Raw genomic sequence first — 16,189 nt, 5'->3', positions numbered from 1 at the left:
GTCGTTCAGTTTTCGGGTGGGGCGTAGGGCGCCAGATTATGCTGCTTGGCGATGGTGTTGACCTGACGCAGGAAATGCGGGCGTGCCTTGGGATATGAATCGTCCAGCACCGCACGCGCATAGTGATAAGTCAGCAAGGGGCGCTTTTTCGCGGTGATCTGCTGCAAGATCTGTTTTTGGAAAAGCGGCAGGTGGCGGCGCGCGCGCAATAACTTGTAGATACCGGCCTCATCCAGATCGTCCGTCACACAGCCTTGGGTGATCGGCTTGAGCGCGCCCATCAAATTCATCACCGACCCCATATTATGGCCGAAATGACGGCAGCGAATGCGGGTCACGTTGGGGCTGCGAAACAGCGCGGCATGCACCGCATCTTCGCGGCTGAGCGGGTCGTAGAATAACCACATTTTCTGGGCCGTACGCACCTCATTGGGGGCATAGCCATAGCGGCTGTTGAAATCGCGCCGCCATGCCAGCCGAAAGCGATTTTCCCAGCCCCCCGTGAGATCGCGATCTAGCGTCGCTTGTGGAGAGAGCGCGATCACTTTGGCACCGGGTGCGGCGGATGAAAACGCCGCCGCCGCATAGCCTGCCATTGATGCGCCGTAGAAAACCACCTGTTTGAAGCGGTCGAAAAACCGCTCGGCCTTGAGCTGGTCAAAGAAGTCATGCACCGCCTCGGCGCGATACCAAGTCCAGCCATGCGCGGCCACGCCAAGCGCCGACCAGCCCTGCGAATTGATGAATTTCACCCCCCAAGGCAGGCGATCCTCGACCTTCTGGCGGGCATCGTCGAGATTGTCGAAGGTGACCACAAGCGTGTCATCGCCTTTGACGAACAGCGCTTTGTGCTCGGGGTCGAGGGCGCGATAAAACCCATGCTCGTCACCGATCTGTTCGAGCTGGCTGGCCCAGGCAATCTGATGGGCGTTGAGAGTGGATTCAGTCATGCAAAAAACCTTCGTTGGCGGCAACGCGAAAGCCGATATGGCCGGAAGAGCTGTCGGGGGTGTTATGGGTGCGCGAATGTACGAAATAGCGCTCGCAATAGGAAGCGTGGCACAGATGAGAGCCGCCGCGCATCACCCGGCCGGGGCCAGAGGCGGCGCCTTTGGGGTCGCGCAAGGGCGGCATCTGGGCATGGGGCAGCGGGCCAAACCAGTCCGCGCACCACTCCCAAGTATTGCCCGTCATGTTGAATAACCCATAGCCATTTGGCGCGAAGGCGTTGGCGGGAGCAGTGCCGATATAGCCGTCAAGCGCGGTGTTCTCGCCGGGGAAATGCCCCTGCCAGACATTGTGACGATGCGCGCCCTCGGGCAGCATCTCATCGCCCCAAGGAAAGCGCGCGCGATCCAGCCCGCCGCGCGCGGCACATTCCCATTCTGCCTCGCTGGGCAGGCGAGTGGCGGTATGGGTGCAAAAGGCAACGGCATCGTCCCAGCTGACATGGGTTACGGGATGATCCCCGCGCGCCGCGATATCGGACTTTGGCCCGTCAGGGTGGCGCCAGTCGGCCCCGGGCACGGCGCGCCACCAAGGCGCTTCAAGCGGGCCGCGCAAGCCTTTGCCCTGACCCGGTGCGAAAGTGTGAAACACGAAAGACCACCCCTCGCGCTCGGCCACGGTGACATAGCCGGTCTCGGCCACGAACTGGGCGAACAGATCATTGGTGACCGCTTGCGCGCCGATCACGAAGGGCGAAACCCGGACCTGACGCGCCGGGCCATCCAGATCCGCCGGGTAGCGCCCGTGATCGGTGCCCATTTCAAACAGCCCGCCGGGGATCGCGCGCATGCCTTGGGTGATTTGGGCGCGCAAATCAGCAGAGGCAGCCTGTGGGGCGAGGGTTTGAGGCGCAACGCTTTTGGGCTGCGACCGGGCGTTGGACTGCGTACGCGCGGTGCCACCGCAGCAGCCCGAGTGTTGCTGCGTCTCGCTCATGATTTGATCAGCCGTATTGCGCGCGGCCCAAGGGCGGCTAGCGCCTCGCTGCGCGCCTTCACAAAGACCGGGCCCCGGCGTTCACGCATCACCGCATCCGCCCAGCGCACCACCCAAACATGGCGGCCTTTCTTTTGCAGATAGCTGAGAACCGCGCGTTTATAGGCCAGCGAGCTGTGTCGGTTGCGCATCAGTTGCGCAATGCTTTCGCGCGTCGCACGCCCCTCGATACAGGAGGAAACGATGGGTTTCAAAATGCCCATATCGCGCCAGACCGACAGCATCCCATGCCCCATGAACGGGCATTTGATCTTTTCGATTTGCGCGCCGCTGAACAGGGCGACATGGGCGGCGTCCCCGGCGATGCGGCTGTCATAAAACAGCCAGACCTTCTTGGCATTGGCGACCATGTCGGGCGCAAAGCCATAGCGCCCCGAGAAATTGCGATGCCAGACCGGGCGAAAGCGATGCTCCCAAGCGGCATCTTCACGCGCCAATGTGGATTGCGGGTTGATCGCCACCACGGTCGCACCGGGCACGGCGGCTGAGAAGGCGCAGGCCGCATAGCCCCCCATCGAGGTGCCATAAAACACTACGCGTTTGAATTTCTTGAAGAAGCCTTGCGCCTGCAATCGGTCGAAGTAATCCAGCACCGCATCGTCGCGATACCAGGTTGGGCCATGCGCCATGAAGCCCAGCGATGACCAGCCCTGCGAGGAGATGAAATCCACTGCCCAAGGCAAGCGATCTGTCTTTTGGCGCACGTCATCAAGGTTATCAAACACCACCACAAGCGTTTTGGCTGCCGCGCCCTCTGCCGGGATGAAGATCGCCTTGTGCATGTCCCCGACGTCTTCGAAAAAGCCCTTTTCGCGGGCAGCTGCCAAAAGTGTCTCGCGCCAAGCCTCTGCCCGGTTTTGTTTTTCGGTCTCTGCTGCGGTCATTCTGGGCCTTAAGGCTAAGCGTTTGTTTTGAACCTCATACAGCGGTCAAACTAACACTATAAGTCGGTTATGTAATTCCGAAATCGAGGCAAAATAATTGCCTAGAGTCGCAAAAAATGCCAGACCTCAATCGGCAGCAGAAAAACAAGAGGCTCAGTGAATGGCCGACGATTTCGAGGAAGACGGCGTCCCCGATGCGACCCCCTCGCAGGATGGTGCCCCCGACGCCGAGCGGGATCTTCTACCGGAATGGTATCGCGAAATTTTTCCTGCCGGACCGCGCGACGGATTTTACGAAAAGCTTGGCGCTCATGCGCTTATTCATATCGCGCGCGCGCCTGATTGTCTGGTTGTCACCTTTGATAATCTCTCGGATGCGGGCTATCCGGGCTATGATATCCGCCCCTGGGCCGAAAAATTCATCCGCGAGCAGGGCTGGAGCCATCTGGGCATCGTCGCTCAGGGTCCGACGTGGTATCGCGATGCGCAGTTGATTGCGCGGATGGAAGCGTTGCGCGATGCGGGATTTTTCGCGCGCTATTCCCGCGTTGTCATGGCCGGGGCGTCGATGGGGGGCTTTGGCGCGCTGGCCTTTGCCGATCTGGCGCCGGGCTGTGATGTGATCGCCTTCAGCCCGCAATCGACGCTCAACGCTGATCTTGTCCCGTGGGAGCGCCGTTTTGATAAGGGGCGCGCGCAGGACTGGAGCTTGCCGCGCTCGGATAGTGCGCTAACCGTGGGGCAGGCGGGGCGTGTCTGGGTGGTCTATGATCCGTTCTTGAAACCCGATCTGGACCAGATCGCACGACTTCCTCAAGATAAGACCGTGCATCTCAAGGCCTTTGGGCAGGGTCATAAAACCGCGCTGGTGTTGCGCCGGATGGATCTGCTGAAATCGGTGATGCTTGAGGCGGTCGAGGGGCGTCTGACCCCGCAGTGGTTTTACAAAGCCACGCGGGCGCGCAAGGACATTTATCTCTATCGCAAGGTGATGGAAGAGCATCTGGTCGCACGCGGCAAAGCCCATCGTGTCGAGCGGATGGTGCAGGCGTTTCGCGCCCGCCGCCAAAGCCAAGCGGCGCAATCGCCCCAGCCCGCCACCGAACCCCCGCCGCCCGAACCTGACCGCCCCCGAGAGAGCACCCCCTTGCGCCTGAGTGACGCGCAACGACGCGCAGCGCCCATCGCGTCGGCCTCCCTCGGGTCGGGGCGCAAGCCGTGCACGCTGGGCAATGTCTGGCAGTTGGAACAGTATGGCGAGAGCCTGCGCTACCTATCAGATCAATATGGCGATCGGGTCATGGGGTTTGAGGAACGCGCGGGCGTCACGCTGGCGCAAACCCCGCAAGTGGCGCTGGGCATGGTGTCGTTCGGGGGCGCAACCGCGATCCCGCGCCCCTTGCCCGAACGCTTTGACTATCACCTGCGTGATGAGTTGCTGGGTCAGGATATCGCGCCGTTCGGGGCCGAGGCACAGGGCGTTTGTACGCTGAGCATGGCGCGCAATATGCGCCATGCCTTGCGCAGCGTGATTGCGTTTTCGCATGGCCAACCGGGCATCGTGGCTGCGGAATCCGCGCCGGGGTCAGATTTGATCCATGGGCTGATGGATCGCATCACGACCGCGCGCGATACGCTGTTGGATTGGGGCAAGATCCTGTTTGTCGATCGCATCTCGCTTGATCTGCTGACGGGCAGTCCCGATCTGTCGGAACTGGAGGCCGCGCGCCACTATCTTGCGGCGATTACCGCGCTCAAACGCGAAGTTGCGCTGGCGGCGGGTCAAGACAGCCTGCCCATCGCGGTGATCTCGCAAAAGCCGGGCGGGCGCTGGGATGGGCGCTCAGAGGTGATCTTGGCCGAGGGGCGGCTGGATATTCACGAGCCCGCTCTGGGCCTGCGGGTCGCCACGCCGACCTACATGCTGCGTTTCATGCCCGAGACCGCCGCGACGCTGGCCCCGCAAGACCGCCTTTGGGTCGATGAAATGGAGGCGCTGGCGGTGGATGCGGCGCTGAACGGGCAGGCGTGGTTCTGCCCGTCGCTGCGGCAGGTCTTTATGCAAGGCTCTGAACTGGTTGCGGAGTTTGCAACGATGGGGCCGCTGGAATTTGACTCAAGCATGCCTGCGGGGCGTCACGGTTTTACTTTGCACGGCTGTGAAAATGCGGTGCAGATCACCGGGCTGCGTCTGGACGTGCCACGTCCCGGAAGCCAGCGGGTGATCTTGACGCTTGACGGCCTGCCCGAAGGGGGCGCGCCGACGCTGAGCTATGCTTGGGGGGCCACGCGCCGCAACGCGCAAGACGAAGCGCCAGCAAATCACGGTGCACTGCGCGAGCGCTGGCACCGCGACAGCTTGTTGCAGCCCGGGCGCAGCCTGCATCGCTATGCGCTGTCTGGACGGCTGCCGATCATGCCCAGCGATCTGTCGGAGGCCGCCGCGTGACTCAACTCGAGCGCCCCAATATCTTGCTGATCAGCATGGATGATGCTTTCGCGTTCTGGCGCTTTCGCAGCGCCTTTGGGGTGCAGTTGCAAACCCCCAATCTTGACCGGATCTGCGCCCGCGCAACTGCCTTTCACGCCGCCTATTGTCAGGTGCCGGTCTGTGGCCCGTCACGATCCAGCTTTCTGTCGGGGCTGGCTCCGCATCAGACCGGCATCTTTGACAATTACAGCGAAATTTTCGAGATGCTGCGCCCCGATCAGATGTGGTCTTACCGGCTGAAAGAGGCGGGGTATTACTGCTCGACGGCGGGCAAGGTGCATCACGGCTATCGTCCGCGCCCGCCCGAGATTCACGACGCGCTGTATTCCCATGAAAGCCGCAAATGCTATTTCGGCCCGAAATCAGGGGCGCCTGCGCAGAATTTTGGTGGCGCGCTGGTTGGGCTGGGCACCACCGACCCCAAGGATGACCGCAAATATTACGATCACTTCTCGTCCGAAGATGCGCTGAGATTCTTGTCCAGCTATGACGGGGAGGCGCCCTTTTATCGCGAGGTCGGGTTTCACAACCCCCATCCGCCCTTCAAGACACCCGCGCGTTTCAAGGAAATGTATGCCGAGGAAGACTTTGTCATGCCGCCCGAATGGCGTGATGGCAAAGACCCTGATGCTTTTGCCGATCAGGCGTTTCCGGCCAATCTGGATCTGTCCAACGACAAGTTTTGGCGCAAGACGGTGCGCAATTACTTCTCGGGCTATAGCCATGCCGATTGGCATGTCGGGCGGGTCTGGGACGCGTTGCAGGCCTCAAAGCATGCCAAGAACACGATCGTCATCATTACTGCCGATCATGGCTATCACATGGGCGATAAGGGGCGATTTCGCAAATATACCCTGTGGGAAGAAGCGGCTGGCGTGCCGCTGATCATTTATGATCCTTCCCAAGATGAGGGTCGTGTCGTTGAGGATCCGGTGGCGCTGCTGGATGTCGGTCAGACGGTGCTGGATTATGTCGGGCTGGAGGCGATGCAGTGCAGTCCGGGGCGCTCTCTGCGGGCGCAGGTTGAGGGGGTATCCGCGCCCGAGCGAGCCATTCCCACCTTCTGGTTCGGGTCGGCTGCGATCCGACAGGGCGATTATCGCTACATCGCCTATCAAGATGGCAGCGAGCAGCTTTTCGATTTGAAATCCGACCCGTGGCAGTTGCGCGATGTCGCGCCCAATCACCCCGAGCGCGCCAATCTGCGCCGCGCCCTTGCCGCGAGTGCGGCGGAATATGGCATGAGCCTGTGTGACGGTGAGAACTGCCGCCCCGGCCCCTCGCTGTATGTGTCGATCACCGAAGGGGGCGCGCAGCCTGCCTCGCCGCCGACTTTGGGTCAGATCGCCTTTGAGCCGCCCGATCCCGACATGCCCGATTTTCCCGGCTATCGGCGCTATTTCCTGCGGCCGCGTCAGAACATGACGGTCAAGATGCCCAATGCCTATCGTGAGCTGTTTTATGCAGGCGATATCGGTGACGGGGCCGACAGCCTGCACGTGCATTGCAACGATCTGGGCACGCATCTGGACTTTATGGGCGGGCATAAGCGGTTCCACCTGACCGTTTATGGCGGGCGCGGCGATGACCGTATCGAGACCGCGCAGGAAACCATGACGGTCTTTCTTCAGGCGGGCGATAACGTCATTGATGCAGGCTTTAGCGACACCACGATCTATGGTGGTTCGGGCTATGATATCATCGACTGTCAGCGCGCCGAAAACGACGTTTATGGCGGCACGGGCGATGCGCTGATCCGCTGTGGCACGGGGCGCGACACGGTGCACACGGGCGATGGCACCAACCAGATTTTCGGCGGCAAAGGCACAGCCGAGATCATCGTCAACGGCGGCTGCAACCGCATCGAGATTGACTCCGATGGCACGGTGTCGCTGCGGCTTTTGCGCACCGGTTTGCCCCAAGAGGTGATCGGTTTCACCGGCGGGGCGGTCGATATTTCGGATTGGCTGGTTTTGGGCGAAACCCGCCTGATCACGCAAGGCGAAGACGCGTTGATCATGTGTGGAACCGAGCGCGTGCGCTTTGTTCAGACGGATGAGGCTGTGTTGCGACACGCGCTTGGCCAAGCGCTGTGAAAGGAGGAAAGGATGCTGTTCTCGGATCCGCCAGACGCACCGCTGACCACCTTTAAGATTTATGGTGAGCGCTGTTCTGGTACTAATTTTGTTGAGACCCTGATCACCTCGAATTTTCCGAAATTCAGGCGGGGGCGGCGCTATAATTGGGAAAAGCATAACTTTGTGAACCCGCCCTACGCGCTGGATGGCACCTTGGCGGTGGTCGTGGTGCGCGATGTGTTTGACTGGCTCAAAAGCCTGCATCGCAGCCCCCACCAGGTTGGCTATTGGTATCGCGATGTCGATTTCTCGGGTTTTTTGCGCCATCAATGGTCGGGCGTTATCAATGGCGCATTGCTCCCCAACCAGCAAAATCTGCCAGTGCGCTTTCAAGAGCTGATGTATGAGCGTCATCCCGTAACCGGGGCCCCGATCGAGAATGTGGTCGAGCTGCGCAATCTGAAGCTGGCCAGCCAGTTGAAGGTGCGCAACCTGTATCGCAACTGGATGTTCGTACGCTTTGAGGAGGCGCGCGCCAATCCCGAGGCCATCGTCGATCAGATCGCCAAGCATTTTCGGCGCAGAAAAGCGCGTATGTTCCGCCCCGTCGACAAAGATGTGTCGAATTTCTCACTGCCCGGCGATGTCGAGGGCAAGGGGCGGCTGCGCGGCTATGCCGAGCTTATGCCAGAGGACCGCCAATTCGTGCTGGATCGGCTCAATATGGAGAATGAGCGCCTGATTGGATATCGCTATGCGCTCGATGATGCGGCCTGAGTCTTTGCGGCTGACGCGCGTTAGGGGGCGGTTGCGAAGATGTTGAAAAAGAAGCACGCTTACAGTGTTCCGCGCGGCAGTGCTGGACTGGTCTGACATTCCGGCTATGCTCGGGGCGGCGCGCGCGGGGTTGACCTTTTTCAGCCCTGCGCCGCGCAGAAATTGAACCATAATCAAGACCCAAAATCATTGAGGCACCCATGTCCAAATTGCCCACTATCGCCAGCTTGTGGATCGGGGATCGCCTGTCTTGGCTTGAACAGCTTAGTCTTAAATCCTTTGTCGATGCCGGGCATGAGACGCTGCTGTATTGCTATAATCTGATCCCGAATGCGCCTGCGGGCGTGACGCTGCGCGATGCGCGCGACATCTTCCCCGGCGATGACATCATCCGCCACAAGCGCACCGGCAGCCCGGCCATTCATGCCGATCTGTGGCGCATGCATTTGATGCAAAAGACAGATTTCATCTGGGTGGATGCGGATGTTTTATGTGTGCGCGCCTTCGATTTCGCGCAGCCCTCGGTGTTTGGTCTCGAAAAGCCGCATCTGGTGTGCAATGCGGTGATGCGTCTGCCCACCGAGTCAGAGACGCTTAAGGGGTTACTGGATTTCGTGGCCGATCCTTACGCGATTGGTCCGTGGCTGAAATCCGAGCAACAAGACGAGTTGCGCGCCGCGCGCGATCGCGGCGAGCCGGTGCATTTTTCCGAGCAGGAATGGGGGCTGACCGGACCGGCGGCGCTGACCTATTTCCTGAAGGAAACCGGGGAATGGTCGCAGGCATTGCCGCAACAGGCGTTTTATCCGATCTCGTTCAAAGACCGCAACAAGATGATCATGTCGCGCTTTGATGTTGAGGCAGATTTTCTGACCGACGACACCTATGCGGTGCATATGTGGGCGCGCCGGATGAAGCCGCGTCTGCAAGAGGCCGAGAATAACCGTCCGCGCCGGGGCAGCTATATGCACAAGGCCTTGATCAAGCACGGGATTGACCCGGCTGAGGCGCCGATCCCGCCCAAACACAAACCCGCAGACACCGCCCCCTGAGAGAAGTGGCCGGGCTGAGGGTTGAGCCCCAGCCCGACCTGTCGATATCAGCCGAGCAATTCAAGAATTTGCTTGGCGGCGGCAGCGGAGGAGGCCGGGTTTTGCCCCGTCACCAACTTGCCATCGCGCAGAACGAAACTTGTCCAATCCGCGCCCTTTTCGTAGGTGCCGCCATTGGATTTGAGCATGTCTTCCACGAGGAACGGCACAATCTTCGTCAGGCCCACGGCTTCTTCTTCGGTATTGGTAAAGCCCGTGACGCGCTTGCCCGAAACCAGTGGCTTGCCATCGTGCCCAAGCGTATGGTGGAACACCGCAGGCGCGTGGCAGACGGCACCGATGGGCTGATCTGCGGCGGCGAAGGCCTCGATCAGGCGCTTGCTGTCGCCGTTCTCGGACAGATCCCACAACGGGCCATGTCCGCCGGGATAGAAGATCGCGTCGAACCCTTCTGCCGTCACATCCGCCAGCTTGAGCGTGTTGGCGAGATGTTTTTGCGCCTCGGGATCGGCCTTGAAGCGGCGCGTGTCGTCTGTCTGTGCGTCCTCCGCATCGCTTGACGGATCAAGCGGCGGCTGCCCACCCTTGGGCGAGGCCAGCGTGATCTCGGCCCCGGCATCCTTGAAAACGTAATAGGGGGCTGCGAATTCTTCCAGCCAGAACCCGGTTTTCTTGCCGGTGTCGCCCAACTGGTCGTGTGATGTGAGTACCATCAGGATTTTCATAGTGTGTCCTTTCAGTTCTGGCCGACGCGGATCACGCGCTTGCCAAAGTTTTCGCCCTTGAGCAGGCCGATAAAGGCCTTGGGCGCGTTCTCGAGACCGTCGATGATCTCTTCGCGATATTTGATCTTGCCGGCTTCGACCCAAGCGCCCATCTCGGCGGCGAATTCCGGGTAGAGATGTCCGAAATCGTCAAAGATGATAAAGCCTTGCACCTTGATCTTCTTGCGCAGGATTTGCCCCATCAGCCAGTTCATCCGATCCGGGCCCTCGGGCAGCGCGGTCGCGTTATATTGCGAGACAAGGCCGCAAACCGGCATGCGCGCATTGGGGTTCAGCAGCGGGATCACCGCATCCAGAACCTTGCCGCCGACATTCTCGAAATAAACATCGATGCCATCGGGGCTGGCCTTGGCAAGCTGGTCTGCAAAATCGGCGGCCTTGTGATCGATGCAGGCGTCAAAGCCCAGTTCATTGACCGCATAGGCACATTTTTCTGCGCCCCCCGCGATGCCGACCACGCGACAACCAAGGATCTTGCCGATCTGGCCCACCGTTGCCCCGACCGGGCCTGTTGCGGCGGCCACGGCAATCGTCTCGCCCGCTTTGGGTTCGCCGATCCGGGTCAGCCCCGCCCAGGCGGTAAAGCCGGGCATGCCCATAATGCCAAGCGCCCAAGAGGGATGGGCGGGCGATTTGCCCAAGTTGGTCACGCCATTGCCATCCGAGAGCGCGTAATCCTGCCAGCCATTGAAGCTGAGCACGAAATCCCCGGCCTCAAAGCCTTTGACATCCGAGGACACGACCTGCGCCACCGTGCCGCCCACCATGACGCCACCAATCTCAACCGGGGCGGCGTAAGAGGGCGCATCGCTCATCCGGCCCCGCATATAGGGGTCGAGCGAGAGATATTCGGTGCGCAGCAGCATCTGGCCCTTGCCGGGGGTGGGGATCTCCCCCTCAACAAGGTGCAGCGTGTCTGCGGTGGGTTCGCCTTTGGGGCGCTCGGCCAGAACATGCTGGCGGTTGATTTTATTGCTTTGTGTCATCTCAGTTTCCTTCATGCAGCGGCTTGCAGGATGCGGCGGGCATCCTCGGGGGTGATGGCGCTGTGTTCGCCAAGCGCGGTCATGCCGTGATCCTTGAGCGCCGCGACGATGTGATCGATTTCGGGGCTGGCGAGGTTGTAATCGCCGAGCCGGGTTTTGATGCCCATCGACTCAAAGAAGTCGCGCGTCGCCTTGATGGCCGCGTCGATCCGCGCATCCTCATCGCCCTCGCGGATGTCCCAGACATTGGCGCCGTATTGCAGCAGTTTCTCGCGTTTCGGGCCGCGCTGGTCATGCATCAGCGCGGGCAGAACCACGGCCAGCGTGCGCGCGTGGTCGGTATCGTTGAGCGCGGTGATTTCGTGGCCGATCATGTGGCTCGACCAGTCTTGGGGCACTCCCGCGCCGATCAAACCGTTCAGCGCCAGCGTCGCGGTCCACATCAGATTGGCGCGAATGTCGTAATCCTCGGGCGTTTTCAGGGCCTTGGGGCCGAGGTCAATCAGCGTGCGCAGCAGGGTTTCGGCAAACCCGTCCTGTACGCACGCGTCGGCCGGATAGGTCAGATATTGCTCGATGATGTGCACGTAGGCATCCGCGACGCCGTTGGCGATCTGGCGCGAGGGAAGCGTGTAGGTGAGCTCGGGGTCAAGGATTGAGAAGACCGGGTAGCAATGGGGGCTGCGGAACGGCAATTTCGCGCCCTTTTCGGCATGGGTAATCACCGAGCCAGAGTTCATCTCGGAGGCCGTCGCGGGCAGCGTCAGCACGGTGCCAAAGGGCAAAGCGGCTTTGATGACCGCGCCACCAGAGGTCAGGATATCCCAAGCGTCGCCGTCATATTTTGCAGCCGCCGCAATGAATTTCGTGGCATCAATGACCGAGCCACCGCCGACTGCCAGCAAGAAGGTTACGTCATTCTTTTCGATCAGTTCGACAGCCTTGATTGCGGTTGCGAACCGCGGATTGGGTTCGATCCCGCCAAATTCTACCAGTTCGTGACCTGACAGCGCATTACGCACTTGGCCCAAGACCCCGGTGCGTTCGGCGCTGCCGCCGCCATATAAAATCATGACTTTCGCGCCGCTCGGGACTTGATTGGCCAGATCGGCAATCCGGCCTTTGCCAAACAGGATATGGGTCGGGTTGTGGAAATCAAAGTTGTTCATGTCGCAGTTTCCTTCAAGTTTGATGGGCATAGGCAAATCGGGGTATTTGCCTGAAATACGGGATGACAGCGGGTCTCTTCCTGCGCTTTGAGCGGGCTCAGTTGCGAGGGACAACACCGCAAGACCGGCAAAGGTCCACAGATAACCCTTTCGTGAATAGACCGGTCGGCTAGTCAATGGCTTCGGGGTGAGTGGCGCGGGTCAGCGCTTGCGTTTCAAGGCGGTGGGATCAGCGCCTGCGTGGCGCGCATCGCGGCTTTGAACGGCGCATCTTCATGCGAGATGCTCGCCACAAGGCTGGCGCCGAGCCATTGGTGATAGATCAACTCCGCCATCGCCTCGGGGTTGTCCAGCGCGGCGATCGACCCTTCGGCTATGCCTTGGCGCAGGGTATCCGCCAAGGCGGCGATGATCTCATTTACGCCGCTTTGCAAGATCGTGCTCATATCGGCCGAAAGGTCCGCAACCTCTGCGGAAAGCCTTACAACAAGGCAGCGATCTTCAGGCACGGCGCTGATTTGTTTGCGATGCCATTCGGCAAAATAGGCAAGGAACCGGCTGCGGGCATCCAAGGTCGGATGCGCCAAAGTCGCACTCAGTTTGTCGCGATACTCTGTGACGAACTCGGTCAGCAGGGCGCAGCCATAGGCCTCTTTCGAGGGGAAATAGTGATAAAACGAGCCTTTGGGGACGCCCGCTTCCTTGAGCAGCTCTGACAGCCCGACGCCGCTATAGCCCCACCGTGCGGTGAGACCCCGGCCAACGCTAAGGATGTGGCTGCGTGTATCTTGTCTATTCTCTCTCATACATCCGAGATAGTCTGAATAGACCAGTCGTCTAGGGTGGGGTCGATATTTTTTCAAAGCGTCGCAATGATGGTCCTCGATCACGCTGAATAGCGTCTGTCGCCAGCCCACCGGGCAGGGCCATCCGCTAGCCCGTGACCAGCCCATCCGCGACCACAATCTGGCGCTGACAGGCGGCGGCGATCTTTTCGTCATGGGTCGAGATCAGAAAGGTCGTGCCTTCGTCGCGGTTGATCTGTCCAATCAACTCCATCACCTGCAACGCCGAGGCACGATCCAGATTTCCCGTGGGCTCATCCGCCAACACCAGTTCAGGGCTGTTCATCAGCGCACGCGCCACCGCCACGCGCTGTTTCTGTCCGCCCGACAGGTTGGCGGTCGGGAAATCAATGCGATCAGCCAGCCCCATGCGCACCAGCAGGTCGCGCCCGCGTGCGCGTGCAGTCGCTGTTTCGCGCCCCTCGCGCACGGCGGTGGGGAAAATGACATTTTCCAGCGCCGTGAAATCGGGCAGCAGATTGTGGAACTGAAACACAAAGCCGATATGGCGGTTGCGAAAGACCGTCAGTTCACGGTCATCTGCGGCGATCAGGTCATGGCCCAGCATCTGATAGCGCCCCGATGTCGGCTTCATCAAAGTGCCAAGGATCGTGAGCAAGGTGCTTTTGCCAGACCCTGAGGGGCCAAGCAGCGCCGCCATTTCTCCGGTGCTCAGCCTCAGATTCAGGCCGCGCAGCACCCGCGTTGCGGTGTCGCCCGCCCCAAATGTCTTGACCAGCTCGCTGGTTTCAAGAAGCGCGCTCATTGCCCGATCGCCGTAACTGGATCGACCCGTGCGGCCGAGCGTGCGGGCAAGATCGAGGCGAGGATCGCGCCGATCACGGTCAGCGTAATCGCCAGCCCATAAGAGCCCTGCGTGATATCAAGCGGCAAGGTGCCCGGGCGAAACGCCTCGCGAGAAGGGAAGGGGAGCAGCGCGAGATAACCAAGGACCGCCCCCGTGACCCCGCCCAACAGTCCCACGAGCGCGCCTTGGGTGACGAAAACAAAGACGACAAAGCCACGCCCGGCGCCCATCGCACGCATGATCCCGATCTCGGGGCGGCGGCGATAGGTTGACAGCAGCAGCGCCGAGGCCACCCCGATCACGATGGTCAGCAGCGCAAAGCCCTTGAGGAAATATCCGGTCTGGGCTTGCGCGTTCAGCGCCTCCATCAATTGCGCGGCCCCCTCGGTCCAAGACACGGCATCCAGCCCGGTCAGCGCCCGGATTCGCAGCGCGGTGGCATCGGCCGCGTTGAGATCATCAAGTTTGATCTCGATCCGCGTCACGCCTTGGGGCATCGCAAACAGGGTGCGCGCGCTAGAGAGGCTGACGAATGCGCGCGCCTGATCCATGCCGCGACTTCCGGTCTGATAAATGCCGCTCAGCGTTAGCACCATTGTGCTTCCGGTGGTGCTTTGCACTCGCACGCTTTGGCCCAATGACAGCGCCAGATCATCCGCCAGCTCGCGCCCCAGCACGATCAGCCCGGACCCTAGCCGCGCCGAGCCCTCGACCATATACCCATCCAGATCGAGGATCGCGGATTCACGCCCCGGCTCGACCCCGGTGATACTGACTTGGCTGACCTGTGCGCCCCGCGTCAGAAAGCCCGCGCCAGTGATCTGGGGCGAGACCGCCTTGACGCCGGGCACGGCAGCGATCAGGGGCAGCCAAGTGGCTGCCTCGGCCAGCGTGGCGGTGCGAATGCGTCCCGGTTCGGCGACAAATAGTACCTGTCCTTTTGGAGAGATCAGCAGGGCGGGATCGGCGGTTTCGGCCTCGATCGTAATATGGGCCATGTCGCCCACGGTGCGCGCCAAGATGAATTCGGCGAGCCCGCCGATCAACGCCGACATAAAGATGAAGATGAACACGCCCACCGCAACGCCTGTGACCAGCAATGCCGTTTGCGCCAAGTTCGCCGTCAGGTAGCGCGCCGCGATTTTGAGGGCATATAGCATCAGGGTTGCTCTGTTTTCACGACTTGGCCATCCGTCACGCCCTGCGCGTCGGTGATGATCAAATCGCCCTCAGACAGCCCCTGCGTCACGATCAAGCGGGCGGCGGGCCAGTCCACGATCTGGATCGGGCGCAGATGCGCGCTGCCATCGACGACCACAAATACCGAAGTCTCCGCCCCGTTCGTGACAAGGGCGCTGCGCGGCACGGTGAGGGCGGCGTCGCGCTGATCCACGATGATATTGGTGGCAACGGTCAGACCGACCGGTGCGGTGACGGGCGTGTCAAAGGCGATCTTGACGCCCAAGCCCCCCGTGGCGACATTCACCCGCGTCGAGACGTAGCTGACATGGCCCGTTCGGGTTGCGGTCTCGCCGACCAGTTGCAGCACGGCAGGCTGGTCGCGCGTGATTTGGCGGGCATAGGCCTCGTCGATATCGGTCTCAACGACAAGATCACGCAGATCCGCAAGACTGAGCAAAAGGGTTGTCGGATCAACGATTTGGCCTGGATCGACATTCAAAGTCACAACGCTGCCCGCGATTGGCGCGCGGATCGTGTGGTTTTGCAAGACGATCTGGGCCTGATCGAGCAGTGCGGTCATGCGCGCAACCTCCTGCTCGGCGGATTGCAGGGCGCGGGCCTCGTTTTCCAGCACGCTGCGCGCGACATTGGCGCCAAGGGCCTGCGAGCGTTCATAGGACACGCGCGCCTGCTCTTGCGCGACAAGGGCAGCATCGAGCCCCGCCATCGCTTGGCGGATCACGGCGTTTTGGGTCTTGCTGTCAATGCGCGCCAAGACCTGCCCGGCGGTGACGCTATCGCCCTCTTGCACCAGCAGCGTTTCCAGCGTGCCGCCCACGATCGGGCGGATATCGACAGAATGCACCGGGGCGATACGGCCATTGACGGCCAGCACACGCGTCACCGGCGCGCGCGTGATTGGCTCTACACTGACGACGGGCACGCGGGCGCCCCAAGGCTGCAGATAGGCCGCCCCAGCGATCACGAGGCTGACAAGCGCGAGCCCCGCCCAAAGCCAGCGCCGACTGCGTCTGGGGTTGGGGCGCACGCTGAGAGGGCGCAAGGCTGGCACGGCCGCATCCGGGGGGGCACCATGCGGGGCGGTGTCTGCTTTTAAGCGAGAGCGAT

At 61.1% G+C, this 16,189-nt stretch carries 14 protein-coding genes; 4 read left to right on the top strand and 10 right to left on the bottom strand.

What is annotated here, in order from left to right:
- Positions 1-5: 5 nt before the first annotated feature.
- The 3 genes from AB4874_RS03750 to AB4874_RS03740 are packed head-to-tail and all read right to left on the bottom strand — an operon-like array spanning position 6 to position 2,888.
- The gene (locus tag AB4874_RS03750; RefSeq protein ID WP_368390990.1) at positions 6-950 is read right to left on the bottom strand and encodes a phosphoadenosine phosphosulfate reductase; all 945 of its coding nucleotides are present in this window, start codon (positions 948-950) and stop codon (positions 6-8) included.
- Complete coding sequence (locus AB4874_RS03745) at positions 943-1,944, bottom strand: formylglycine-generating enzyme family protein (protein ID WP_368390989.1); 1,002 nt, start codon at positions 1,942-1,944, stop codon at positions 943-945. The genes AB4874_RS03750 and AB4874_RS03745 overlap by 8 nt, the downstream gene beginning before the upstream one ends.
- A complete protein-coding gene (locus tag AB4874_RS03740; protein ID WP_368390988.1) occupies positions 1,941-2,888 on the bottom strand; it encodes an alpha/beta fold hydrolase in 948 nt (315 codons plus the stop codon). The genes AB4874_RS03745 and AB4874_RS03740 overlap by 4 nt, the downstream gene beginning before the upstream one ends.
- A gap of 160 nt (positions 2,889-3,048) precedes the next feature.
- Between AB4874_RS03740 and AB4874_RS03735 the strand changes: the two genes are divergently transcribed.
- The 4 genes from AB4874_RS03735 (at position 3,049) to AB4874_RS03720 (ending at position 9,286) form a co-directional block, all read left to right on the top strand.
- Positions 3,049-5,337, top strand: a complete 2,289-nt coding sequence (locus tag AB4874_RS03735; RefSeq protein WP_368390987.1) for a hypothetical protein — start codon at positions 3,049-3,051, stop codon at positions 5,335-5,337.
- On the top strand, positions 5,334-7,475 hold the full coding sequence (locus AB4874_RS03730) for a sulfatase-like hydrolase/transferase (protein ID WP_368390986.1): 2,142 nt from the start codon (positions 5,334-5,336) through the stop codon (positions 7,473-7,475). Before AB4874_RS03735 ends, AB4874_RS03730 begins: the two co-directional genes overlap by 4 nt.
- Positions 7,476-7,487: 12 nt before the next feature.
- Positions 7,488-8,234, top strand: coding sequence for an RNA-binding protein (locus AB4874_RS03725; RefSeq protein WP_368390985.1), 747 nt, complete (start codon positions 7,488-7,490; stop codon positions 8,232-8,234).
- Between the two features lie 200 nt (positions 8,235-8,434).
- A complete protein-coding gene (locus tag AB4874_RS03720) occupies positions 8,435-9,286 on the top strand; it encodes a hypothetical protein (RefSeq protein WP_368390984.1) in 852 nt (283 codons plus the stop codon).
- A 47-nt stretch (positions 9,287-9,333) separates the two neighbouring features.
- On the opposite strand, the gene AB4874_RS03715 is transcribed toward AB4874_RS03720, so the two are convergent.
- The 7 genes from AB4874_RS03715 to AB4874_RS03685 form a co-directional block, all read right to left on the bottom strand.
- Entirely contained in the window at positions 9,334-10,011 is a 678-nt protein-coding gene (locus AB4874_RS03715; protein ID WP_368390983.1) for a type 1 glutamine amidotransferase domain-containing protein, read from the bottom strand.
- 11 nt (positions 10,012-10,022) lie between these two features.
- The gene (gene curA, locus AB4874_RS03710; protein WP_368390982.1) at positions 10,023-11,057 is read right to left on the bottom strand and encodes an NADPH-dependent curcumin/dihydrocurcumin reductase; all 1,035 of its coding nucleotides are present in this window, start codon (positions 11,055-11,057) and stop codon (positions 10,023-10,025) included.
- A gap of 11 nt (positions 11,058-11,068) precedes the next feature.
- On the bottom strand, positions 11,069-12,226 hold the full coding sequence (locus AB4874_RS03705; RefSeq protein WP_368390981.1) for an iron-containing alcohol dehydrogenase: 1,158 nt from the start codon (positions 12,224-12,226) through the stop codon (positions 11,069-11,071).
- A gap of 215 nt (positions 12,227-12,441) precedes the next feature.
- Positions 12,442-13,032: a TetR/AcrR family transcriptional regulator gene (locus AB4874_RS03700; protein WP_368390980.1), complete on the bottom strand. Its 591-nt coding sequence runs from the start codon at positions 13,030-13,032 to the stop codon at positions 12,442-12,444.
- Between the two features lie 127 nt (positions 13,033-13,159).
- Positions 13,160-13,837, bottom strand: a complete 678-nt coding sequence (locus tag AB4874_RS03695; RefSeq protein ID WP_295534539.1) for an ABC transporter ATP-binding protein — start codon at positions 13,835-13,837, stop codon at positions 13,160-13,162.
- The gene (locus AB4874_RS03690) at positions 13,834-15,039 is read right to left on the bottom strand and encodes an ABC transporter permease (protein ID WP_368390979.1); all 1,206 of its coding nucleotides are present in this window, start codon (positions 15,037-15,039) and stop codon (positions 13,834-13,836) included. Before AB4874_RS03690 ends, AB4874_RS03695 begins: the two co-directional genes overlap by 4 nt.
- On the bottom strand, positions 15,039-16,133 hold the full coding sequence (locus tag AB4874_RS03685; RefSeq protein ID WP_368390978.1) for an efflux RND transporter periplasmic adaptor subunit: 1,095 nt from the start codon (positions 16,131-16,133) through the stop codon (positions 15,039-15,041). The genes AB4874_RS03690 and AB4874_RS03685 overlap by 1 nt, the downstream gene beginning before the upstream one ends.
- Positions 16,134-16,189: the final 56 nt, after the last annotated feature.

This window comes from Thioclava arctica, assembly GCF_040892615.1.
GTDB classification, from domain to species: domain Bacteria; phylum Pseudomonadota; class Alphaproteobacteria; order Rhodobacterales; family Rhodobacteraceae; genus Thioclava; species Thioclava arctica.
This window is presented reverse-complemented; position numbering and strand designations above follow the sequence as displayed.

What these genes read in the sequence shown, in the direction of transcription:
- AB4874_RS03750 (WP_368390990.1), bottom strand. Translation starts at nt 950, where the DNA reads ATGACTGAATCCACTCTCAACGCCCATCAGATTGCCTGGGCCAGCCAG.
- AB4874_RS03745 (WP_368390989.1), bottom strand. Translation starts at nt 1,944, where the DNA reads ATGAGCGAGACGCAGCAACACTCGGGCTGCTGCGGTGGCACCGCGCGT.
- AB4874_RS03740 (WP_368390988.1), bottom strand. Translation starts at nt 2,888, where the DNA reads ATGACCGCAGCAGAGACCGAAAAACAAAACCGGGCAGAGGCTTGGCGC.
- AB4874_RS03735 (WP_368390987.1), top strand. Translation starts at nt 3,049, where the DNA reads ATGGCCGACGATTTCGAGGAAGACGGCGTCCCCGATGCGACCCCCTCG.
- AB4874_RS03725 (WP_368390985.1), top strand. Translation starts at nt 7,488, where the DNA reads ATGCTGTTCTCGGATCCGCCAGACGCACCGCTGACCACCTTTAAGATT.
- AB4874_RS03720 (WP_368390984.1), top strand. Translation starts at nt 8,435, where the DNA reads ATGTCCAAATTGCCCACTATCGCCAGCTTGTGGATCGGGGATCGCCTG.
- AB4874_RS03715 (WP_368390983.1), bottom strand. Translation starts at nt 10,011, where the DNA reads ATGAAAATCCTGATGGTACTCACATCACACGACCAGTTGGGCGACACC.
- curA (WP_368390982.1), bottom strand. Translation starts at nt 11,057, where the DNA reads ATGACACAAAGCAATAAAATCAACCGCCAGCATGTTCTGGCCGAGCGC.
- AB4874_RS03705 (WP_368390981.1), bottom strand. Translation starts at nt 12,226, where the DNA reads ATGAACAACTTTGATTTCCACAACCCGACCCATATCCTGTTTGGCAAA.
- AB4874_RS03700 (WP_368390980.1), bottom strand. Translation starts at nt 13,032, where the DNA reads ATGAGAGAGAATAGACAAGATACACGCAGCCACATCCTTAGCGTTGGC.
- AB4874_RS03695 (WP_295534539.1), bottom strand. Translation starts at nt 13,837, where the DNA reads ATGAGCGCGCTTCTTGAAACCAGCGAGCTGGTCAAGACATTTGGGGCG.
- AB4874_RS03690 (WP_368390979.1), bottom strand. Translation starts at nt 15,039, where the DNA reads ATGCTATATGCCCTCAAAATCGCGGCGCGCTACCTGACGGCGAACTTG.